Genomic DNA, 24,156 nt, shown 5'->3' with positions numbered 1-24,156 from the left:
AGAATTTACTTAGACGGACTCAAGATTAAAAAGGGTATCCTTCAATAGGTCTAATTGGGTCCGATGGGCTCTAGAAAAAGGAACCACATTATTTTCAAATAATGTGAGACGAGATTTGGCGAAATTAACGCGCAGAAGATAATCAGTATTAATTATGTAACTTTTATGTACCCTTATAAAGTTTTTAGGCAATATGGATTCAAAATTTTTGAGAGGTTTAAAGGCAGGGACTTTCTTTTTCCCAGTAAGATGAAAATCCGTGGTATTACCGTCCGCTTTAAGTAATAAAATTTGGTTTAAATGCAGAAATTGATAATCAGAATATGATCTTAAACAAATTTTCTCAGGATAAACCTTTAAGAATTTTCTTTTTACCATTAATAAACACTTCCGAAGCTCTAATTCTGTCAAAGGGTTAATAAGATAATCTGTACACCCAAGTTTTATTGCTTCATAAGCACGATCTCTGGTTCGGAAAATTGCTATAATAATGGGTAAATAATCAAGATATTGGTATAATTCCCGGATAAATTGCGTTGGGTCTAAAGAAAATTTTTCTCTTGGCCTTAAATCTATGAAAATTAAATCTGGATTAATTTTGAGAATTAACGCGAAAGACTCCTCATATTTTTCGGAATTACCTAAACAGGAAAATTCAGAATAATCATCGAGAATCTTTCCAATTCTGAGTCTTGTGTGTTTCTCACAATTTATAATACACACTATAGTGTTCATCCTATTTTCATGTAACTACTAAGATTTTTCTAACTGACAATGATTAAAAAATTTAGGACTATAAGGCCTAAAATTCTTTTATGTTGACATCTAAGAGAAGTTTGGACTTATTTGTTTTGATCCATCTCCCAAAGGCATTAACAGTCCGACTGCCAATTGGGGGGCTAAAGAAATAATGAGGATAGAGATTAAAAATCTGTTTTATTATAATTTCAATTTTCCAAACTTAAGTTCTTTTAAATTGGATATAATAAAAATTTCCGTATAAATTGTAAGGGAATTATTTTGACTTTTTGAATTGTTTTAAGTTTGACTATTGTTAATTCCATTAATCAGGTGATTTTTCTAAACCACCTCTATGGCTTCTATAGTGGCTCCTATTACAAGGAAAAGTGTTTTTCCCACTAGGATTCTGTATTCAATAAAAGATTGTTCAATACATATGCATACTAATTATAATTCTGAGTATTAAAGGGATCTTGCGTAAATTGTCCGAGGATAGTAAAAGGTGAATCACCAGATCATTCAACCTGCCGTTCAGAGGGATAATCCGCACTCCTAATAAATATTAGTGCCAGGTTTACCGTCTATCCAATATAGCAAATTTTCTAAGTGCATCATTATTGCCATCGCTGAGTTTAACGATATCCCCCCAGGCATCAAAATGGCGTTTTTCCTTAAATCCCCATTCCTTTCGGTAATGCTAAGAATACTCCCCACATAATCCCGGTGTAGGTAGTGAATATTATTTGCGGTTGTTGAACCGCAATGTTAGGTATTCCAAATTACCGGGGAGGATTAGGCGCCACCCATTAAGTACGTTACAAAAGCAACTTAGCCAGTTGTTTTGTCATAGGCAATTTCCTTCCTCACCTCAAGGGAGTAGTGCTTAAAATTATCGCAAAGTTTTAACTGTTTCAAGCCATCCAAAAAACATATTGGTCCTGCCTAAAAAGGGATTGAACTCAAAACTTACTTTGTCTTTGCCTTCTTAAGTTTTCTCTACCTGACTCTTAAAAGCATTGTAGGAAATGATTTTTTTTTATAATTATTGAAATAACCCTCTCACCGGGTATTTAAATTGAGCTCGTTTTGCTGGTAATTGGTGGAGCTATATAAATAATCCACTTTTGCGCTTTTATTAGGCAACATCCCACGGTTATCATAGGTCTGGGTTTTGGCACTGTTATTATTTGTAAAGGAGGTGAGCCTGTCCTTAGCATCATATATAAAACTTTCATCCAGTTAAACAGGCGATTTTGTGCTGCCTTCAAAATTCCCCGTAGAATACTAAAAGTAAAAGTAGCTTCATAAGCTGGGAAACAGTTGTGCCAGATGCTTTATCTGTTTTTGCTTCAGTTAGATATCTATAGGAATTATAGGTGTTGGTCTTTTTCAGGTTACCCATAAAAGATCAGCTAACCTTCACGCGGGCAATTGCAGCCCTCTATGATATTGTGCAACGATTGAGGAAGGTTTTTGCCGTAAGTGCCGATAACCTTTGGAACGATAGTGAAAACTCCGGGGTAGAGCTTCAGAATCACGAACTGAACGAGCAATTGATGCTGATTAACCAGCTTGATGAAGATGAAAAAAATGCACTGGTTAAAATCATTAATTCAATGCTCACCAAAAAAGAATGAAGGATCTGTTGGACGGTAAAGCCAATTTCTAAAATGAACAAAGCCCCGGTCTCCCGAGGCTTCTGCTTATTTTCTTATTCCAGGAAACATTTGTTTTGCTCGTTCATTCCCTACTTCTTCTAAACTCTTTTTAGCGACTAGATAATTCCTGTCATTAAAGAGTTCAGCAATATTAGTAAATTCCTTCTGTAAAAAATCCCTGTGCTCTTCAATAGTGGTTGTACTATTAAGTTTTTTTTCATCATACAATAGGGCTTTTACCAACGCTAAATCATACCAATTTTCATTTGGTAAATTACTCCGTATGTCAACTGTTTCAAAAGATTTAGAACTGCTAAACCTTATTTGAAAAAAACCATTGGAAAATATATCGTAGTAGTCACCAAAAAAATCCGAAGTATCTTTTTGAATTAGTTCAAATCCATTTGACTTTAGAAAACTATATGTTTTTTCGTTATTCTTCATAGCTTCCTATTTTACTAACCAAAGTCCGTCAGAACTTACTTTGTACCCTTTGTCAAATAAATAATTCAATTCTCTTTGATAAAAGCTGCCTGGCTTAACTTGATTAAGAGGTGTTGCAAGTCTGATATTGTCCCCACGCAAAATCATTCTATCAAGAAACTTTTGATTTGCTCCCCATTGTTGGGCAGGGGTCATTTTATTCCACACATTAGTAGGGATATTAAATCTCTTAGCTCCTAACTCTCCTGCAAGTTTCGTGTATGCAGGATAATGCCCTAAAACAGTAGTTCCCCCCTTAGCGGCAACTGTCAAATCAAAAGCATTTTTCGCTTTCATTCCCAACTTTGCCCCTGTAGCTCCCCAACCAAGAAACGGAACCATAGCAGCACCCCTCAATCCTGCATTTACATAATCTCCCTGAGCAAGATAAATTAGAGCATTGGCACCATCTGCCACTTCCCCTACTACAGGTACTAAACCTACAACATCTAACCCTGTTTGCAAAGGACTTAACCAATTTTTATTTGGTATTAAAGAAGATGCTATTCTAGATAAATTAATTTCCGGTAGCCAGGAGGGGACATTAATAAAGTGTGGCATATTAAACTCTGAGGCTATAACAGTTCCACCGGAACTACTCGATGCAATACTAGATGAATCCCCACTATTTGATGGCGAGGGTGCATTATAATTGCCGGTATTCTGATATGGAGTTGCGTCATAATCACCCCATATAGCTGCAGCTAAAATTATTGCCCCTACAATAATATAAGCAAGCGCGGTGAAAAATTCTTCACCACTAGGATCAGTATACATTAATGGGTTATTCAACACATACCCATACCGGTTTTATTTTTGAGTGTCAAAGGAATTCTGAAAAAATTATTTGAGGATAGAAAAATGGTGGGAGCACCGGGTGGTATAACCCTAGATTATATGAAAATTCTAACTCCTAATTAATACTCGTGACCTCTCTATCCCCAACCCACTATTATATTCGGAAAAAAAATTAATCTCCAAAATTTATTTCAATCACGGTACTATCCTCTTCTTTAAATATTATTTTATAATGATCAGAAGCTGCTGCAGGTGAAGAAAAATAGTAAATAAAAAGACTATCATTCCACGGTGCTCTTTTCACATTAATTGGATCGTTCCTCATTATAGATAAAACTTTTTTTACCTCCATACCAGTCTCTATTTTTTTTAAGTCTTCAAAATTTTCCTGGTTAGCTTTTGAACAAGATATTAGCAAAATGAATAAAAAAAAATTAGTATAAAATATTTTTTTCATGATTTATAATTGTTAAATAATGTTTTATAATGGGTATATATGAATCGTTTAAAGTCATATGCCCAACTATTGGAAGACCAATTTCCAGTATGTCTCAGTTGAAAAAAGTTCGCTCCGACTTTATTTGAGTAATAATCCTGCGGATCATAGGCACTTGCTCTGGTTGAAGGATGAATATTTTGAACATGTTCTATTATACTACCTACATTTTCTCCGTATCCATAGCCCACAATCACAACGTGTCTCATATCCATAACGTTTCCATCTATGGGGTTTATTACATATCTATGTGTTGGCCCAAGGGGCTGACCTTGTTTCCAACCTCCTTCCGTTGCGATTTCCTGCCAACTTTTATCTCGATAAATATCCTGCCATTTTTCCAATGATATAGCTCTATCTTTATATTTTTTTAGTGGATCCTGGTGATTAGAATTGTAGCCAAAAGTATTTAACCTTCTTTCATTAGGCACTAAAGAAGATGCAATTCTTGACAAATTAACCTCAGGGAACCAGGAAGGAATTTTTACAAAGTGTGGCATATCAAACTCTGAAGCTATGACCGTTCCACGTGGACTTCCAGATGCAATATTGGAAGAATTTCCACTACTTGTTGGGGAAGGAATATAATTATTGCTTGTATTTTGATAAGGAGTTGCATCGTGATCTCCCCATATAGCATTTGCAATTATAATCCCCACAGAAAGTATGGTTGCTAAAACTATAAAGAATGGTTCTTCCCCACTTGGATCAGTGTACATGAATGGGTTGTTCAACACATATGCATACCTGTTATAATTTTGGGTGTTATAAGGATCCGTCACGAAATTATCAGGACTCAAAAACCTGTGCAACACAGGGTCGTATAGCCGCCCATTCATATGGATAATCCCCACCCCCAATAAATGCTCGTGGCCGGTATACCCCATATCAAGAATTGCGAACTTTGTTAAGGCAACATTGTTACCATCGGTGAGCTTTACGATATTTCCCCAGGCATCAAAGTGGCGCTTTTCTTTGAAAACCCCTTCCTTATCTGTAATCCCTAAAATACTGCCCAAATAATCCCGGTGAAGGTAGAAAAAGTTGTTGGCTGTTGTTGAACCGATGTGTTCAGAATGCCAGATCACCGGGGAGCTATATGCATCTCCCATTAAATATGTGACAAAAGTAACTTTGCCAGTTGTCTTGTCATAGGCGACTTCCATGCTCCCGTCATGGGAATAATGTTTTCGGGATTTTCTCAGAGTTTTATCGGTTTCCAGCCCTCCATAAAACATATTGGCCCTGCCCAAAAAGGCATTGTACTCAAAACTTACCTTATCCTTGCCTTCTTCTGTGATCTCAACCGGGCTTTTAAAAGCATTGTAAGAAATTTGCTGTTTCTGGTAATTGTTGAAATAAGTTTCCCCCGCAGGATTCAGGTTAAGTTCTGTTTGCCTGTATGAAGTGGACGTGTAAACATAATCTCCAATTGCACTGTTGGTTGTAATCCTCCCTCTTGAATCATACGAATGTGATCTCTGGCTATTATTATCGTCAAAGTTTGTTAATCTATCCAACCCGTCATAAGTGAAATTTTCCGACCAACTGAACAAAGAATTTGTCCTGCTGGTTAATGTTCCCCTTTGGGCGTTGAAGTTAAAAGTAAGCTGCATAAGCTGGGTAAGGGTGGTCCCGGATGCTTTTTCGGTTTTTGCTTCTGTTAAATATCCATAGGTGTTATAGGTATTGGTCTTTTTGAGGTTGTTACCAACCGTAGATAAGGTAACCTGTCCTCGGGCATTTATTTCATTAAGGGTCCATAACACTTCATTGGTACCAAAATCGCTTATGCTTACTAAACCGCCGTTTTGATATGTATTTTTTGTTTTTTTAATACTGGATTTACCATAGGCATTGGCCTGACTTTCTTCCGTACTAATTCTTCCGAAATCGTCATAAGTATATCTTTTTGTAAAATTCGCATAAAGATTGGATTCCAAAATACTTAAAGGCCTTTTGTGGGAGTCATAGCTATATATATAATCGCTATTGTTCCCATCTGCATTGATAAGTTTCAGGGAGGTGAGCAATTTGCTCGTTGCATCATAACTATAATTAAAGGTCATATTGGTATTGTTGTCCCCAGTAACTTTCTTTTGTTGCAGTTCGCCTAAAGATGTATATGTGTAGACCGTATTCCCTGTAGGGGTTGTTTCTTTGATGAGTTCACCAAAGCCATTATATTCATAGTTATAAACCCCGGCTGAAGGATCTGTAAGCTTTGTTTTCCTGCCCCACCCATCTTGGTCCACACTTACAACTATCCCGTCATAATTGGCGGTTTTCATTGCCCCGTTACCATAATATGTGTAATTGATGGTCCCTCCGGGATCTGTTACATTTATTACATTGCCCATTGCATCTTTAAGGGTGGTTACCGCCTTTGTTCCATCATTTACAGTGACTGAAAGATTTGAATATGTAAATGTGGTAACCTTCCCGGTAAACGAAGTGTGTTTTGATGGCCTGCCATAAAAATCATACTCTGTAAGATTCCATTGAGAAGGTGCCGAACCAATATAGGGTTCACTTTCTTTATATGGCCGGTCAAATTTATCATATTCATAGCTTTTTTGAACCCACTGCCCTAAAACATCTTTTTCTTTAATAAGAGTCATTCTTTTTAAAGGATCAAAAACACTTATTTTACTGGTACCATCATCCGCGTAAACGGTTACGGTATAGAAATACGAGGCTTCAGAAAATGTGGTGAGGACATTTTTTCCCAAATAATCTGTTGCTTTTACCAACCTATTCCAGCTGTCATAAAAATAAGAGGTGGTCTGGTTGTAGGGGTTTTTTTCTGTAGCGAGCATTCCCGAAGTGGAATTGTACGTATAAATGGTTGCCATTCCCAGTGCATCTGTAGCCTTTGTTAAAAACCTCCCGGAGGTATCATATTCAAAATTTGCTTCTCTGGCAGCCGTATTATAAGGACTGGTGGTTTTTTTAAGTATGTTTCCAAATACGTCATACACATAATTTTCAGTGTCGTACTGAGTACCATTTCCTTTAAATTTCTTTTGAGTAATTAAACTCCCTGTATAGGTATATTGTTCTTCTGTACTAAAAGTGTTGGACCCCACCACCATTGTTTCGATTTTTTTAGATGGACGACCAATATAATAGTTTGCCCCTGGATTATCGTCATACGTTATATCCACTGTTTCACTGCCATTGCCGGAATAAAAGGTTTTAACTTGCTTAGGATTATTATATGTATCATATAAATAATTGGTAGTTGTGGTTGTACCCTCAAGACTACTACTACTGGACTTAGAATTGAGATTTAACGTGAAGGTTTTGTTTGTGGCAAGAACGGGCGGGTCATAGGTATAAGTGTTTTTTGTGATCCAACCTGAAGGTATATTATTAAAATCAATATATGTTGCCAGATAATCACTTGTAACTGCTCCCCTTAATTTAAGATCGTGTTTGGAAACATTGTACATCCTGTCACCTGTGCCGGTATGCCAGTTGCTCCTGGCCACTCCCTGAAAACCTAAAAAGCCTAGACCATCAATATTAGAGACCGCTCCGTAATAAGAGAATGTTTGTTTCAGAGTTGGCGTATTTGAATAAGAACGTTGTAAACTGCTAACCACTTTAAAACCTGGCGCTAACGATATATCTACATAAGGATAGGTCTCCAAATAACCAGCGCGATATACAGAAGTGTAGTCTAAACCGTATTCCTCTGGATTTAGGTTATTATATTTTATTGTATGATTAACTCCGTTATTTGATATTGAACGCAAAAGGACATCTTCCCGGTGATCCATTGTAAAATTAAATGAGGAGATCCAATTGTTACTTATAGAAGCAAAGTCAAGATTTAAATTGGGTTTGTCAGAAGTTAAAAAAACAGGGATAGGAAAATGTTTTAAATCTCCTGATTTTGTTACAGTCCCGCCGTAAGAAAATGCAGGAGTAACAGCGACCGCACTAGAAGATGTATTATTGTATACCTTGATATTTTGAGAACCATTACTACTGCTATTATAGGTAGTAGTTCGGTAATCTAGAATATCTGTTCTTCCATCGCCATTTATATCAACAGCGATAAGATTATATCCATACAAAGTTGCACTTGTGCTATTCCAAAGTGTTTCTTTATACTGAAAAGGATACGTGACTTCGGTTTTTACAAATGCAGTTCCGGTAGATAAAAATACGGCAAATGTATAGCTGTCGTTCGCGGTAGGTACTATAAAGTCGGTTTTCCCATCGCCGTTATAATCCCCTAACATTGGATGCATTTCTGTTTTAATGCGCGTATCTGTAGTACTCCATAATAATTGCAAATAGCCAGAGTTACTTATTGTATATGCATACACTTTTCCGGGAGTAAACTGGAGGATATCTGTTTTTCCATCACCATTTACATCTGCCGTAAGTAATTTATGTGAAGATTGTAAGGCCAAAGACAAATTACCTATGGAACTTGCAAATCCGGTTGTTAAACGCCTGTCTAGGTTAATTAAATGGACCCGCGAAGAATTGTTTGAATAGAAGTCACATTGACAACAACTGGAATTTGTTGATTCTACTTGGGAGGACTCCAGTATTGGCCCCGTTAGGGTATCTTTGGAAGCTTGTCCAGGAGGATCTTTAACCGGTTTGTCTTTTTGTGGTTTATTAGCAGTATTAAGGGAATAAGGCTCTAAAAATCCACATGGTTCCCCGGGATTGGGTAAGGTCTCGTAACAGCTGCTATAAGAATAAGGTTTACCAATGGCTAATACATCTGAAAGTCCGTCCCCGTTAAAATCACCAGAAATGTAAGTTTGGGGAATGCGATATTGAATATCCTCATCATAACAAGAAGATTTGTCTGTATAGGTGGGGGCGTTCCAAACCTTTTCATATTGATAATAAATAGGATTGGTTGTTCCGTTGGAATATACTTTGAATTTGACTTCATTATTCGGTGCATTCTGTATCACTCCTATCCCCTGCCCAGATAAAATCTTATTATTATGCGTAAGCCAGGATATAGGAACTAAGGCCTCAAAAGCTCCGGAATTAACTTCAACAGGATAATTGAAACCACCGGATTGAAGATCTTTTAATATCCAAAATTTATTTTTTTGAGAAGCAGATTTTGGATAAACTATAAAGTCCATTTTTCCGTTCCCGGAGAGGTCAAGAGAAACAACTTCAGCATTCCTTTGTTCAATGTTACCTATACCCACATCGGTAGTAATCCCTGTATAATTTACAGATGTAGAGGAGGTATTATAATTAAAATTTACTGGGCTATGGGCCAGGCTATTATCTCCACTTTTTTCCTGTATACTTGTTAACCTGTCATACCCCAGTTTTGTTGCGTTTGTATGATTTAAAAAATAATTTCTGAAGCCAACCCCATTTCCCAAAACCCTAATTTCCTTTAAAATCGTTTTTCGCATAAAAGTGTAGCTCCCTACATAAGCCTGTTCCGGCCTTTGTCTTGTAGCGTACACAAATTGAATTTCGTTTATGGCGGCGGCGGTGGAGCGGGATCCATATAATATTTTATTGATCCTTAAACTATTGTCCTGGAGCACATATTGATAAGAAATTCTTACACCCTGTGGATTTTCCCAATAACTTATTGCATAATCTGTTCTGGATCGGGAGTCTGTAGTAGAGCCATAACGAGCTGTAGATCCATCGGGATAATACACAATAAAATAAGATGGCCCGTATGCTGTACCGTAAGGTGAAGTTCCATAAGAAATAATTTTGACATTGGAATAATTCTCTGTTTCATACTGAGCACCGGAAGCACCATAGGTTCCGCTTTTTAAAACTAACCGTTGCCCATCAAAAGAAAACCTGTCTAGATTATTAAAATCTACAGCGTCAATATTTCCATCGTGAAATTTTGTCGAAGGAATACGGGTTATTACCGAAACCCCGGCAATATTCCATCCGTAGCCTGCCAAACCATTACCACCCTGGCTGTTATAGGATATAGAAATTGTGGGCTCAATCCCATTTATTCCCGGAGGAACTGCAATTGGGATGTTATAGGTGGCTCCCCCTGTAAGGGAAACACTAAGTTCTCCCATAGTTTCTCCAATATCCGGATTGGCACCCCCCGAAATGCTCATAGTGCCGCTTTCTTGCGAGGTAGAAAATGTGCCTGTTGCACCTGTAAGAGGGATAGAATCTTTGGTTACATTGGTAACTTTTATCGTCCTGTATGTAAATTCATCTAATGGGTTTACCCCTTGTTGGCCAAAAACAAATAATAAATTAAAAAAGAATATTGAACAAAGTATTTTTATTTTCATAGGATTAATTTTTAAGAACTTTATAGGATTCCCGTCTATTGGTGTTATAGGTGTAGGTGAGGATATATAACCCGGGAGGATAACCCGCAAAATTTATATCTTGATTTGCTTGTTTTGGGGATATCTGATTTGAAAATAAAAGCTTATTTTCTATCGTAAACATGGACATATGAGTTATATATTCATGTTCCGTATTTTCCCAGTAGGCCTGTAGAATATCAGTAACAGGATTAGGATAAGCAGCAAATTTGAACTTATTTTTATCATTTAAGTTAGATCCGCCCTCATCCTCTTCTTTCTCTAATTTCTCCACAATACTTTCCTGAGTTTTCACACAACCCACACAAAGTCTATCCCTTAATATTTGATTGCCAGCTGCATCATAGGAAAAAACTAACTTTTCCTGAGCGAAAGAAAAAGAAAAAATAAAAAGCGAAAAAAGGAAAGGTAGTCTTGTTTTCATAATAAAAGATTTAACGTTTAATTATGATCCTAAAATCTGCAATAAGAAATCAGTCAAGGATAATTTTCTCTTACTCTTTGTAAGGGAAAACCACTTTTTTATAGTAATATTTTCAGAAATACCTACTTAATCAAAAATTATAAAGAGAATGAGAAAGATAATAGAGCATTTTTTATTGAAGTTTTAAAAGAAAAGGGGTTTCGGGAGGTTTATGGCCACAACGATCCCTAGCACGGTTTCATATAAAACTGAATGTAGTTTTAATTATGGTTGGAGGTTGTGGAAATTGTTTTGCATTGAATACGTTAAGTATTGAGCTATTTAAAGCAGCCTCACCCAACATCAATTAAATCTTCTTTCTTGTGTAAAATTGAAAATTAAACAAAAACATATCTGGGATTTAAAATTCCGCTATTTTTAAACTTACACAGTTTTTAAAATGGTCCCAATGGTAAAATTTTTTGTTCCCACATGCATGCAAAAACCTAAGTTATACCTTTATTCTTTTTCAAGATTTCCCTCAGATCATTCATATCTTCACTAACTTTTTTTTCTAATACCCTTGCATAAATTTGCGTGGTTGCAATTTTGGTATGTCCCAAAAGTTTAGAAACGGTTTCTATAGGAACTCCATTGCTTAAGGTAACTGTGGTAGCAAATGTATGTCGGGCCATATGGAAGGTAAGGTTCTTTTTAAGTCCGCAGAGAAGAGCAACTTCCTTGAGATATACATTTAATTTTTCATTGGTGATCACGGGTAAGAGTGTGCCCGTTATGATTGTCATGGGATGATCACTATATTTTTTAATTAAATGAAGAGCAGGATCAAGCAAAGGAATTTTTATAGAAGTTTTGGTTTTTTGGCGCTTTGTCATAATCCAATTATTCCCGTCTATACCCAGAGAAATATTATCTAATGATAAACCCATAATATCCACATAACTTATCCCGGTGTAACAACTAAAGACAAACAAATCCCTCACACGGTCTAACCTTTCAATTGGAAATTCATATGTTTCTAGATTTGAAAGTTCATTGGGAGATAAAAACTCTCTTTCTTTTTTCTCAAAAGTAGTTTTCCAGCGCATAAAAGGATCCTTATCTATCCATTCAAGGTGATATGCCAGTCTAATTATCTTCCTTAATCTTTGGATATGCTTCATTACTGTGTTATGGCTCATCTCCCGGGGATGTTTCTTTGGGTAATATTCCAGAAGAAAATTTTGGAAATCACATAAGAATTTATAATCCAGCTCCCTTAGGTAAACATCTGTAGTATTTTTTTCCTTGGCTAAAAACTTATTGATGTAGCCTTCAGTTATTCCAAAATTTCTAATAGTCCCGGAGGCCAGGGTACTTTCAATTTTTCTGGAATGGTATTGAATGAGTTCCTGAAGCGTTTTAGAATTCTCACCATCTCCAAGATATACAGCTTTAATCAATTTCGCGGTAACCTTTTTCCCTTTTGACGTTAATTCTTGGTAACAATGAAAAAACCTGGATTGTACCGAGTCCAGATATTGATTTAGTTGCCTGGCATCAACAGAATGACCTTTGGCCCTTTTTCTGCCTGAATCCCATAATTTCAATAAAATTTTTCGCTTCAGGCTAACAAGAACCCTTTTTTGATTTACTGTTATTCTTGCATAAATAATTCCCCTTCCTGTTTCTCCTTTTTCGTTCTTCACCCAAAAAAGCACAGAAAATGTGTTTGTAGTTCCCATAGTTGTCGTCTTTTTAGTAAACAATAATTCAGACGAAAGTCAAATCAACTATCCTTTTAAATATACCCTTTCTAACACATGTAACCTCGAGGTAACTTTTTAATTTTAGGTAACCTTTTAGTTCCCATAAAATATCATATCAGTTCAAATTATATTAACTCCTAAAACCTTAAAAACCACGCTAATACTAAGATTTGCGTGGTTTTGCTGCTAATTATAATTAGCTCTAGTGACCCCGGAGGGATTCAAACCCCCAACCCTCAGAGCCGAAATCTGATGCGCTATTCAGTTGCGCCACGGGGCCAAAAAATTCAATATTTAAGATTTGAGATTCTAGATTCTAAATTCTAGATTGAAAATTATCTCTTCTCAATACTCAATTCTCAATACTCAATACTCAATACTATATAACTAACTTAACTTCTTCTTTACGATCATGGAAATCGTCTTGCCATCGGCCTTTCCGGCTAATTCCTGTGAAGCGAGTCCCATTACCTTTCCCATATCCTTCATTCCTGCCGCACCGGTTTTAGAAATGATCTCCTCCACCTTTGCCTCGATCTCTGCCTCACTTAGCTGAGCAGGTAAAAATTGCTCTATCACCGCTGCCTGATCCAGTTCGGGTTGCGCAAGGTCTTCCCTGTTTTGTTCCTTATATATAGCTGCACTGTCCTTGCGTTGTTTCACAAGCCTTTGCAGCAATTTCAATTCTTCATCCTCACTTATTGGCTCCTTAGTACCGGTTTCGGTTTGAGCTAATAATATGCCGCTTTTTATGGCACGCAATGCTTCCAGCTTTACGGCATCTTTTGCTCGCATTGCCTCTTTCATTTCGGTCATTATACGGTCTTGTAAACTCATTTTTTCTATTATTATATAGGACTGCGAAGATAAAAATAAAACCCGAAATCCTGCAAAGAATTTCGGGTTTAAAAAATTAGGGGGGAGATATAATTCTTAATCTACATTATCGTGTAAAAAGGAATTGTTGCTTCTAAACCTCAACTCATCATTGTCACTTTTTCCCAATGTTGTCCTTGAAAGTTTTTCATCACCCGGTCTTGAATTCTCAAGTTCAATACCCGCTCTTTTGTAAGCCGGCTGTCTTTCTATTTCTTCCAGCTGGGCTGTATTATTCCTGAACTTATAATTAAACTCTTTCATTTTGGATCTTCTCTCTGCCGCTCTTTCAATAAGGCTCTCTGAAATTGGATTGTCAAAAGGATCGTTATTGTCCCTTGAAGGATTTTCAGCAGGGGCTGGTGCAATGGTTTTCTTCTCGAAGATCACCTCTTCCTCTTCTTCTACTTTTTTGGCTGCAGGTTTTGAGCTTTTAAGCATTTGTTCTACCTCCATATAATCATCAAGGCTGTAACGCTTGATCCCGCTGGCTGAACTTTCGGTAACCGGAATGATCTCCACATGCTCTTTTACCTCAATATCCCTGGTTCTCTCATTAAGATCATGTACCACTTTTCGGTTTTCTGAAGAGGAAGGCTGCTGAACTGCTTTCGGAGCCGGCTGACCTCTTTCCGGCTGTTTTTTCTCTTCAGCTTTCTTATTGATAGGAAAATCAAAAGTAAACATGAATTGCTCTTCCTTCTCTATGGAAACCTCCTGAGATTCCACTTCCAGGTTTCTAATTTCTTCAGAAGTATCTGTAATTATAAATTCTTCTTTTTCATAATCTACCACCTCGTAAGTCACCTGCATATTACGGGCACTGGGCGGGGTACTGAGATCTTCATTTTTCTCTTTAATAACCGGCTCCTCAACTTCTTCCTCATCTAAAGTATGTACTATCACCGGCGGGGCAGTTTCTTCCGCTTTAGCCCTGGGAACTTCCTCAAAAGGAGTATATTTATTTTTATTGAAATTATGCTCGGCCCTCTGTTCATCCTCCAGGGTGTGGATTATCTTTTTGGTTTCGGTATTAACTATCTCGTTCTGGGTTTCTACATTAAACCCCGTGGCTATAATTGTTACGGCTATAGAATCCTCAAGACTTTCATCTTCCCCAACCCCCATAATAATGTTGGCACTATGTCCTGCCTCTGCCTGGATGTGGTCATTGATCTCTCCAATCTCGTCAATTGTGATCTCTTCGCCGCCCGAAACGATAAGCAGTAATACGTTCTTGGCGCCTTTGATTTTATTGTCATTTAATAAGGGAGAGTCCAAAGCTTTGGTGATGGCATCGTGAGCCCTGCTGGCCCCTGAAGCAGTTGCAGATCCCATAATGGCGGTACCGCTGTTGCTCAAAACCGTTTTGGCATCACGTAAATCTATGTTTTGTGTGTAGTGATGTGTTATAACTTCAGCAATTCCTCTGGAAGCCGTTGCCAAAACCTCATCTGCCTTTGAAAAGCCGGCTTTGAAACCAAGGTTCCCGTAAACTTCCCTTAGTTTATTGTTATTGATAACAATAAGGGAATCTACCTGGGCACGCAACTTTTCAACCCCTATCTGGGCCTGTTCGTTCCGCATTTTTCCTTCAAACTGGAAAGGAATAGTTACAATACCCACTGTGAGTATATCCATTTCTTTGGCCTGTTTGGCTATAATTGGCGCGGCACCCGTTCCGGTACCACCACCCATACCGGCAGTAATGAAAACCATCTTGGTATTGGTATCCAACATTCGTTTGATCTCGTCAAAACTTTCAATTGCTGCCTGCTCCCCTACATCGGGGTTGGCTCCTGCTCCTAATCCTTCGGTAAGGCTTACACCTAACTGAATTTTATTGGGAACCATACTGTTGTCCAAGGCCTGGGCATCGGTGTTACAAATAACAAAATCAACCCCTTTTATTCCCTGCTGGAACATGTGGTTAATTGCGTTGCTTCCTCCACCTCCTACACCAATGACCTTAATTACGTTCGATTGGTTTTTTGGTAAATCGAATGCGATGTTTTCGAATTCTGTACTGCTCATAAATCCTGATTTACTGGTTCTATATTTTCTTACTCTGCGTTATCTAAAAAATCTTTAAACTTCTCTGCCCATTTATCAAAAATGCTTTTTCTGAAGGGCTTCTCCTTTTTCCCGTAATCTCTCTCATCATCATCTTCATCTTCCTCCATTACAGGTTGCTCAATTTCTGAAGATTTTTGTGGCTCCTTGAACTTTACCTGCTCCTGGAACTGATGTTTTTTCTGCTCCAGGCTGTTCAACACCAACCCAACGGCCGTGGCATATAACGGGCTGGTAGTTTCACTGTCACTGTTACCTGCAAGGTGCTCGTTTGGATACCCAATACGGGTGTCCATTCCGGTAATATATTCTGCCAGCTGCTTTAAATGCTTCAGCTGGGCTCCACCGCCGGTAATTACCATTCCCGCGATCAATTTTTTCTTCTGCTCCTCGTGGCCGTAATTCTTGATCTCGAGGTACACCTGTTCAATGATCTCTACCACTCTCGCGTGAATTATCTTTGAAAGGTTTTTAAGGGTGATCTCCTTAGGTTCCCTACCACGTAATCCCGGGATGGAAACTATTTCATTCTCCTTATTCTCCCCCGGCCAGGCCGATCCAAATTTTATTTTCAGTAATTCTGCCTGCTTCTCTATGATAGAGCATCCTTCCTTGATATCTTCTGTGATCACATTTCCGCCGAAAGGTATAACCGCTGTATGGCGAATTATCCCGTCTTTGAAAATGGCAAGATCTGTAGTACCACCTCCTATATCAATGAGCGCAACTCCTGCTTCCTTTTCCTCCTGGCTCAAAACCGCGTTTGCTGAAGCCAATGGCTCCAGGGTAACTGCAGATAATTCAAGACCCGCACTTTTTACGCAGCGACCAATGTTTCTAATTGATGAAACCTGGCCCACTACCACGTGAAAATTGGCTTCAAGCCTGCCACCATACATTCCAATAGGCTCTTTGATCTCTGCCTGCCCGTCTACCTTAAATTCCTGGGGCAACACGTGAATGATCTCCTCTCCCGGCAGCATCACCAGCTTATGAACCTGGTTGCAAAGGGTATGGATATCATCTGAATCAATTACCTCATCGGGATTTGGCCTGGTGATATAATCGCTGTGCTGCAAACTTCTTATGTGCTGGCCGGCAATACCCACCACCACATCTTTTATCTTTAAACCTGAATCTGCTTCTGCTTCCTGTATTGCCAACTGTATAGACTGTATCGTTTGGGTGATGTTATTTACCACCCCCCGGTGCACGCCCATACTTTTGGATTTCCCTATGCCAATGATCTCTACCTTTCCATATTCATTCTTACGCCCTATCATGGCCACAATTTTTGTGGTTCCAATATCAAGACCTACTGCAATGTCGTTCTCTTCCATACCTTATTTTTTAGTGCAAACAACCTGGTTACCAAATTGTAAGTCCACCATCTTGTAAGTATTTAATATATCGTCTTTAAAAGCTTTTTTATAAAAAGCCTTGAAATTATTGAATTTTGTATCCAGGTTTTCCACTTTCCCTACAAACAGGCTAAAATCCATTTTTCTCACTTCCAGTTCATAAACCCCGCCATTCAATCTCCTTATTCCTGTTATATGTTCCTGCAGGAACCTGTCTTGGCTTATATGATCAAGCAGGGGGTACACTTCTTTGATCTCCCTCTCCCCTACACCCGTTATTACCGGCACCCGGGCAGAATAATAGGTGGACATTGGCATTTTTTCCCCCAGCCTGTCAATATAAAAGATTTCCTTTCCAAGAATTCTGCCTATGGGCCTTTTTTGAACAATGCTGGTTTTTAAAGTCCCATCCAATGTTAAAAAAACTTCGGCATTTTCTATCATATCATGAGTGTTCAAAACCTTCTCCACCCTATTCAAATCTAAAGTTTCTTTACCTACACCCGTAACCGTAACATTATTTTGTATTAACAATTTATTAACCGCTTCTTCAGTTAAATAGAGGTTTTCAAATTCGGTAAATTTTACCACCACTTTTGCTAAAGGCCTTATTTCATTGCGCTTTTCAGCAAAGCCAAAAAGAAATATGACCAGCACTAAAACCAGGAAGGCTTTTATGTAATTGTAATTAATTTTCATGGCTCATATTTTTCTCAACTTCGGGCACCATTTCTCCTATATCTCCGGCACCCATCATAACTATTACATCGCAGCCGGAATCCTTGATTTCTGCGGAAAGATCCTCTCTAACCACCAGTTTTTTATTTGGGTTTTCAATCTTTCCCAGAAGCCATCTGGAAGTAATTCCTTCTACCGGAAGTTCCCGTGCAGGATAAATATCCAGCAACCTTATTTCATCAAACCGGCTAAGACTTTCAGCAAACTCATCTACAAAATCTTTGGTCCGGCTAAAAAGGTGCGGCTGAAATACGGCCAGAACTTTCTTGCCGGGATGCATCTCCCTTACCGCCTGGTGAACGGCCGAAATCTCTGTAGGATGATGCGCATAATCATCAATTAATACAAGATCTTTGGTCTTGATCCTGTATGTAAAACGTCTTTTTACCCCTTTAAAACTATATAAGGCCCCTGCGAGTTGATCCGTGGGGGAGCCATATTCTATGGCGATCGCAAGGGCCGTTATAGCATTCTGCAAATTGTGTTTGCCGGGTAGAAAACATTTTAAATTTCTTAGTATGGTGTTTGGAGTGCGCAAATCAAAGGAATACGCCCCGTTATCAATTTTTACGTTTATTGCTGCATAACTGGAATCATCTTCTATACCCAGCGTTTTACCTGCCACCGGCAACCCATTCTTCACGAAAAGAATTCCATCTTCCGGCACCAAAGCAGCAAAATCCCTGAAGGATTTCAACAGTTCTTCCGGCTTGCCATAGATGTCTAAATGATCTGCATCCATCGAGGTAATAGCAGCAATGTTGGGAGAAAGTTTCAGGAATGAGCGGTCAAATTCATCGGCTTCCACTACCATAACTTCATTGCCATTCAGGATTAAGTTGCTTTGAATGTCTTCGCTAATTCCACCAAGAAACGCGGTTACTTTAGCTCCCGTTTCCTTCAGCAAATGCCCAAGAATAGCTGTGGTAGTTGTCTTACCGTGCGTGCCTGCAACCGCAAGGGTAAAAATATTTTTAGTGATCAACCCAAGTACTTCTGCCCGTTTTTGGATCTCAAACTTATTATCAATGAAATAATGATGTTGTTTATGATCTTTTGGAATGGCCGGGGTGTACACCACCAGCGTATTCGAATTGCTGTATTCCTGCGGAATGTTCCCAACCTCATCTTCATAATTTACCTGTATTCCTTCGGCTTCAAGGCTACGGGTAAGAACGGTGGGAGTTTTATCATAACCCGCTACCTTCTTGCCTGTCGCATTGAAATATCGCGCCAGGGCACTCATCCCTATACCGCCGATGCCGATGAAGTAAAAGTTTTGTATGTTGTTAAGGTTTTGCACAGTTATATGTTGTCGGTTGTCAGTTGTCGGTTGTCGGTTGTAGGTTGTAGGTTGTAGGTTGTAGGTTTCGGTTTTATATTTAACTCTTTTCCTTTATCACTTTTCAACATTGAACGTTAAACTTTGAATTTTAAATTTTTATCTTTTTTATTTAATCAATTTTTCCACTTCATCTACAATCGCTGCCGTTGCATTAGGTTTTGCCAGTTTCAGGATATTTTCTGAAAGTTGCTTTCGCACTTTTTCCGATTCCAGCATTAATACCATAGTTTTCTCAAAATCTGTTTCGAGTTCATCCTCTTTTACAACCAAGGCAGCATCTGCTGCTTCAAGGGCAAGGGCGTTTTTTGCCTGATGGTCCTCTGCAACATTGGGCGATGGGATAAAAAGCACGGGTTTGCCCACAATGCATAATTCTGACACACTGCCGGCACCTACTCTTGAAATTATAACATCTGCTGCCGCATAAGCCAGATCCATTCTGTTTAAAAAGGCATGGGTTTGCACCAATACTTTGTGGTGTTTTTTATACTCTTCATAATACAAAGAGCCTGTTTGCCAGATCACCTGCACTTCGCGCTCTTCAAACAGAGGAAGGTTTGCCTCAATAAGTTGATTGATCCTTCTTGCTCCCAGGCTTCCGCCCAGTACAAGTAAAGTGGTTTTAGTTTCTTTCAGCTTAAAAAATGACAGAGCTTCTTCTCTTTTATCTTGAACACTAAGGAGATCCTCCCGCACCGGATTTCCGGTGATCTTTATTTTTTCCGCGGGAAAAAATCTTTCCAGGTTTTCATAGGCAGTACAAATTACATTTGCCTGTTTCCCCAACAACCTGTTGGTAATCCCGGGATAGGAATTTTGCTCCTGGATAAGCGTGGGTATATTCCGGGAATTTGCCATTTTAAGCAAAGGCCCGCTCGCAAATCCGCCTGTTCCTATTACCACATCTGGCCCAAAATTTTTAATGATTTGTTTTGCCTTTAACAGGCTGCTCACCAGCTTCAAGGGAAAGCTCAGATTCTTTATGCTTAATTTCCTTTCAAGCCCGGTGATCCATAATCCTTCTATTTTGTAACCTGCCTGTGGCACCTTGTCCATTTCCATTCTTCCCATTGCTCCCACAAATAATAGTTCGGCATTGGGGTATCTTCTTTTTATTTCATTGGCAATAGAGATGGCAGGATAGATATGTCCTCCTGTGCCGCCTCCTGAAATTATTACTTTCAATTGCCTGTTCATATTGCTTCACTTAAAATATCAAGGGGATTTTCTCCCTCTGTCTCTCTTTCCTGAGAGGTTTTTATCTCTTCTCTTTTCGCGCTCACGCTTAGAATTATTCCCAGTGCAAGGCAGGTCATCCAGATGGAGGTTCCTCCACTACTAATGAGTGGCAAAGTTTGCCCGGTCACAGGAAACAACTCTACAGCCACAGCCATATTTACGAGAGCCTGGAATACGATGGGTAAGCCTACCCCCATTACCACGAGTTTCCCAAAGATGGTATCGGCTTTTGTAGCCACTATTACTATTCGGAACAATAACATTAAATAAGCGCTCATCACTCCAAAAGCACCAATTAATCCCATTTCCTCCACTATGATCGCATAAATAAAATCTGAAGATGACTGGGGTAAAAAGTTTCTTTGAACGCTTTTTCCAATACCCGAACCTGTAACCCCGCCGCGGGCAATTGCTATTTTGGCCTTCTCAATTTGATAGTCGGCCTCTGTATCCTCATCATTAGAGAAATTCTCTATCCTGCTGGTCCAGGTATCAATACGATTGGGCAATAATCCCGGAAATGCCTTGGCAGTTAAAATAAATAATGTGAGTACCAGTAACCCTGCGCCCAGAATGATCCCAATATATCTTAACGGATATCCTCCCAGAAAAACCAGGATGATCACCATAGTAAATATGATAGCAGTGGTAGAGAAATTGGCCGGAAGGATCAATACCAAAACCACAAATACTGGTAACCAAAGAGGTAATAGGGTCTCTTTAAAGGTTACTGTTTTATCTGCAATTCGGGTTAAATATCGCGCCACATAGATCAACAACACTACCGACGCCAGGGTGGAAGACTGAAATGTTACCCCAACCACAGGGATTTGTATCCACCGGCTGGCATTGGAGCCATCTATAGTGGTTCCCTGGGAAATGGTATAAATCAATAATATAATTACAATGGGCAACAACAAAATGGATAGCCCTTTAAAGTAATGATAGGGGATCCTGTGAATGGCAAATAATAAACAGAAGCCAAGCACCAGGTGAAAGAAATGCACCACCAAATAATTGAACGTACTGCCATCTCCATACAAATAAGCGATATTGCTACTTGAGCTGTAAACCGGCAGGAATGAGAATAATGCCAACATACCCGCGGTTGCCCAAATAACTTTATCTCCCTTAAGATTTGAAAATACGTTACCCATTTTTCGTTTTATTAGACCTCCCCGGTTTTAAACCTGTGAGGTCTTATTCTTTCTAAAGATTTCTTACTGCATTTTTAAATTCCCTGCCTCTCTCCTCGTAATTCTCGAACAGGTCAAAACTTGCACAAGCCGGGGACAGGAGAACGGTGTTCCCCTTTTCGGCCAGCTTATAAGCCATTTGCACAGCCTCTGTCATAGATTGCGTTTCCATCATTACTTCCACACAATTCCCAAAGGCCTCAAATATTTTTGCATTATCCACTCCCAGACAGATAATAGCTTTTACTTTTTCATTTACCAGCGGCAATAATTCGGCATAATTATTCCCTTTATCTACCCCTCCAACGATCCATACAGTTTCAGATTCCATACTGTCCAAAGCATAATAAGTCGCATTGGTATTGGTAGCCTTGGAATCGTTTATATAAAGCACATTATTGATCTTAAGCACTTTTTCAAGGCGGTGTTCTACCCCCTGAAAGTTCTCCATGCTCGCGCGAATGGTCTCTTTTCTAATTCTTAATAACTGGGCAACCGTTGAGGCAGCCATTGCATTTTTAGTGTTGTGTTTGCCTTCTAGTGCAAGGGAGGATTTTGGCATAATAAATTGGGAATTTGGTGTAATTATTTTAATGTTGTTGTCTTCTAGGTATGCGCCCATCTTCTGTTTTGTATCCAGGGAGAAAGGCAATTTTTGAGCTTTTATCTGATATTTGCCTAACCAGGCAAGGGTTAATTCATCATCTGCATCATAGATGAAAAAATCATCTTCGGTTTGATTTCTGGTTATTCTGAATTTCGATTCTATATAATTTTCAATTTTGTAATCATATCTGTCCAGATGGTCCGGGGTGATATTGGTCAAAACAGCTATATGCGGCCGAAACTCAATAATCCCATCCAGTTGAAAACTGCTCAACTCCAGCACATACCAGTCAAAATTTTCCTCTGCCACCTGTTTGGCAAAACTATCTCCCACATTACCCGCCATTCCTACTGCAAGGCCGGCGTTCTTCAGGATATGATATACCCATTTTGTGGTGGTGGTTTTTCCATTACTCCCGGTAATTCCAATAATTTTGGCGCTTGTGAATTTGGAAGCGAATTCAATCTCAGATATTACAGGAATTCCTTTCTCCACTAGTTTTTGTACCATCGGGGCTTTTTCGGGAATACCGGGACTTTTCATAACAATATCGGCTTCCAGGATCCTGGCTTCATTATGCCCGCCTTCTTCCCATTCAACTCCGAGATCATTAAGGGCTTTTTTGTATTTAACCTTTGCCTTTCCAAAATCTGAAACAAACACCTCAAAGCCCTGCTTTTTGGCAAGAATAGCAGTTCCCACCCCGCTTTCGCCGGCTCCAAGAATTGCTATTTTTTGTTTGTTTTTCATTTGGTATACCTGGTTTTTATCTTTTTCCTTTTTTACTTTTTCACTTATATACTATCTAACCTTCAGCGTAACCACAGTTACAATGGCGAGAAAGATCCCAATGATCCAGAACCGCACTACGATCTTACTTTCATGCAGTCCTTTTTTCTGATAATGGTGGTGCAGAGGGGACATCAAAAATATGCGTCTTCCTTCGCCGTACCTGCGTTTGGTGATCTTAAACCAAGCTACCTGCATTACTACCGATAGATTTTGGATAAGGAAAATTCCGCAGAGAATAGGGATCAACAATTCCTTTCTGGTGGCAATGGCCAATACGGCAATAATTCCCCCAATGGTCAAACTTCCTGTATCTCCCATAAATACCTGGGCTGGATAAGTGTTATACCATAGAAATCCAACCAGGGCCCCGGCAAAAGCGGTTATGAAAATGGTCATTTCCCCAGATCGCGGGATGTACATTATATTGAGATAATCTGAAAATATGATGTTACCTGAAACCCATGCGAATATCCCCAGGGTTAGGACTATAATGGCCGATGATCCTGCTGCAAGGCCATCTACCCCATCTGTCAGGTTTGCCCCATTCGATACCGCGGTCACAATAAATATCACAATGGGAATAAAGATGAGCCAGGCATAATTTATCAGGGCTGGATTTATCCATGTGATAAGACTGGCATAATCGAATTCATTATTTTTTACAAATGGGATTGTTGTAGTTGTACTTTTCTCTTCCAGGGTTGGCTGGGAAGTAGAGATCTCTACCTGTTCCACAAACTCTGTGGTGGCAGGAGTTGGAATATTAGTTTCCTGCTTCACTGTTATTGCCGGATGAAAATACATGATACCCCCCACGATAATTCCAAGGCCAACCTGTCCAATAACCTTAAAAATTCCTTTAAGGCCCTGCTTGTCTTTTTTAAAGGTTTTGATGTAATCATCTATAAAACCAATGGTACCCATCCATAAGGTAGTAATGATAAGAAGGATCACATAGATGTTCTCCAGTTTGGCAAATAACAACACGGGAATAAGGGTCGCAATAATAATTATTATCCCTCCCATAGTTGGAGTTCCTGCTTTTTCACTCTGCCCCTGCAATCCAAGATCCCTTACGCTTTCACCTACCTGTTTTCTTAAAAGATAATTAATGATCTTTTTACCATAAATAGTTGAGATCCCTAAAGACAAGATAATAGCCATTGCCGACCGGAAAGAGATAAACTCAAACAATCCTGCTCCCGGGACCTTGTAATACTCATTTAAATAATCAAACAAATAGTATAGCATATCTTCT

17 protein-coding genes and 1 tRNA gene are annotated in these 24,156 nt (G+C 38.9%); 1 reads left to right on the top strand and 17 read right to left on the bottom strand.

What is annotated here, in order from left to right:
• Positions 1-9: 9 nt before the first annotated feature.
• The gene (locus FK178_RS15045; RefSeq protein WP_146837124.1) at positions 10-735 is read right to left on the bottom strand and encodes a LytR/AlgR family response regulator transcription factor; all 726 of its coding nucleotides are present in this window, start codon (positions 733-735) and stop codon (positions 10-12) included.
• 1,385 nt (positions 736-2,120) lie between these two features.
• On the opposite strand from FK178_RS15045, the gene FK178_RS15040 reads away from it, so the two are divergent.
• Entirely contained in the window at positions 2,121-2,378 is a 258-nt protein-coding gene (locus FK178_RS15040) for a hypothetical protein (protein WP_205677192.1), read from the top strand.
• A 66-nt stretch (positions 2,379-2,444) separates the two neighbouring features.
• On the opposite strand, the gene FK178_RS15035 is transcribed toward FK178_RS15040, so the two are convergent.
• The 16 genes from FK178_RS15035 to mraY form a co-directional block, all read right to left on the bottom strand.
• A complete protein-coding gene (locus tag FK178_RS15035; protein WP_146837121.1) occupies positions 2,445-2,843 on the bottom strand; it encodes a hypothetical protein in 399 nt (132 codons plus the stop codon).
• A gap of 6 nt (positions 2,844-2,849) precedes the next feature.
• Positions 2,850-3,659 carry a hypothetical protein gene (locus FK178_RS15030; protein ID WP_146837118.1) on the bottom strand — a complete coding sequence of 270 codons (810 nt, stop codon included), beginning with the start codon at positions 3,657-3,659 and terminating at the stop codon, positions 2,850-2,852.
• 193 nt (positions 3,660-3,852) lie between these two features.
• On the bottom strand, positions 3,853-4,137 hold the full coding sequence (locus FK178_RS15025) for a hypothetical protein (protein ID WP_146837115.1): 285 nt from the start codon (positions 4,135-4,137) through the stop codon (positions 3,853-3,855).
• The gene (locus tag FK178_RS15020) at positions 4,134-10,460 is read right to left on the bottom strand and encodes an FG-GAP-like repeat-containing protein (RefSeq protein ID WP_146837112.1); all 6,327 of its coding nucleotides are present in this window, start codon (positions 10,458-10,460) and stop codon (positions 4,134-4,136) included. The genes FK178_RS15025 and FK178_RS15020 overlap by 4 nt, the downstream gene beginning before the upstream one ends.
• Positions 10,461-10,464: 4 nt before the next feature.
• Positions 10,465-10,923 (bottom strand): T9SS type A sorting domain-containing protein, encoded by a 459-nt coding sequence (locus FK178_RS15015; RefSeq protein WP_146837109.1) that lies wholly within the window; start codon positions 10,921-10,923, stop codon positions 10,465-10,467.
• A 485-nt stretch (positions 10,924-11,408) separates the two neighbouring features.
• Positions 11,409-12,647: a site-specific integrase gene (locus tag FK178_RS15010; RefSeq protein ID WP_146837106.1), complete on the bottom strand. Its 1,239-nt coding sequence runs from the start codon at positions 12,645-12,647 to the stop codon at positions 11,409-11,411.
• A 230-nt stretch (positions 12,648-12,877) separates the two neighbouring features.
• Positions 12,878-12,951: transfer RNA gene (locus tag FK178_RS15005), tRNA-Arg, on the bottom strand.
• 107 nt (positions 12,952-13,058) lie between these two features.
• Entirely contained in the window at positions 13,059-13,508 is a 450-nt protein-coding gene (locus FK178_RS15000) for a GatB/YqeY domain-containing protein (protein WP_146837104.1), read from the bottom strand.
• Between the two features lie 96 nt (positions 13,509-13,604).
• Entirely contained in the window at positions 13,605-15,581 is a 1,977-nt protein-coding gene (ftsZ, locus tag FK178_RS14995) for a cell division protein FtsZ (RefSeq protein ID WP_146837101.1), read from the bottom strand.
• A 29-nt stretch (positions 15,582-15,610) separates the two neighbouring features.
• Complete coding sequence (ftsA, locus tag FK178_RS14990; protein ID WP_146837098.1) at positions 15,611-16,960, bottom strand: cell division protein FtsA; 1,350 nt, start codon at positions 16,958-16,960, stop codon at positions 15,611-15,613.
• Between the two features lie 3 nt (positions 16,961-16,963).
• Entirely contained in the window at positions 16,964-17,680 is a 717-nt protein-coding gene (locus FK178_RS14985) for a cell division protein FtsQ/DivIB (protein WP_146837095.1), read from the bottom strand.
• Positions 17,670-19,022, bottom strand: coding sequence for a UDP-N-acetylmuramate--L-alanine ligase (gene murC / locus FK178_RS14980; protein ID WP_146837092.1), 1,353 nt, complete (start codon positions 19,020-19,022; stop codon positions 17,670-17,672). Before murC ends, FK178_RS14985 begins: the two co-directional genes overlap by 11 nt.
• A gap of 147 nt (positions 19,023-19,169) precedes the next feature.
• Entirely contained in the window at positions 19,170-20,261 is a 1,092-nt protein-coding gene (gene murG / locus FK178_RS14975; protein ID WP_146837089.1) for an undecaprenyldiphospho-muramoylpentapeptide beta-N-acetylglucosaminyltransferase, read from the bottom strand.
• Complete coding sequence (locus FK178_RS14970; protein ID WP_146837086.1) at positions 20,258-21,460, bottom strand: FtsW/RodA/SpoVE family cell cycle protein; 1,203 nt, start codon at positions 21,458-21,460, stop codon at positions 20,258-20,260. Before FK178_RS14970 ends, murG begins: the two co-directional genes overlap by 4 nt.
• A gap of 52 nt (positions 21,461-21,512) precedes the next feature.
• Positions 21,513-22,856 carry a UDP-N-acetylmuramoyl-L-alanine--D-glutamate ligase gene (gene murD, locus FK178_RS14965; RefSeq protein WP_146837083.1) on the bottom strand — a complete coding sequence of 448 codons (1,344 nt, stop codon included), beginning with the start codon at positions 22,854-22,856 and terminating at the stop codon, positions 21,513-21,515.
• A 51-nt stretch (positions 22,857-22,907) separates the two neighbouring features.
• Complete coding sequence (gene mraY, locus FK178_RS14960) at positions 22,908-24,149, bottom strand: phospho-N-acetylmuramoyl-pentapeptide-transferase (protein WP_146837080.1); 1,242 nt, start codon at positions 24,147-24,149, stop codon at positions 22,908-22,910.
• Positions 24,150-24,156: the final 7 nt, after the last annotated feature.

The sequence above is a fragment of the Antarcticibacterium arcticum genome (genome assembly GCF_007993795.1).
GTDB classification, from domain to species: domain Bacteria; phylum Bacteroidota; class Bacteroidia; order Flavobacteriales; family Flavobacteriaceae; genus Gillisia; species Gillisia arctica.
The sequence above is the reverse complement of the archived record's forward strand: the minus strand, read 5'-3'. Positions and strand labels throughout refer to the sequence as shown.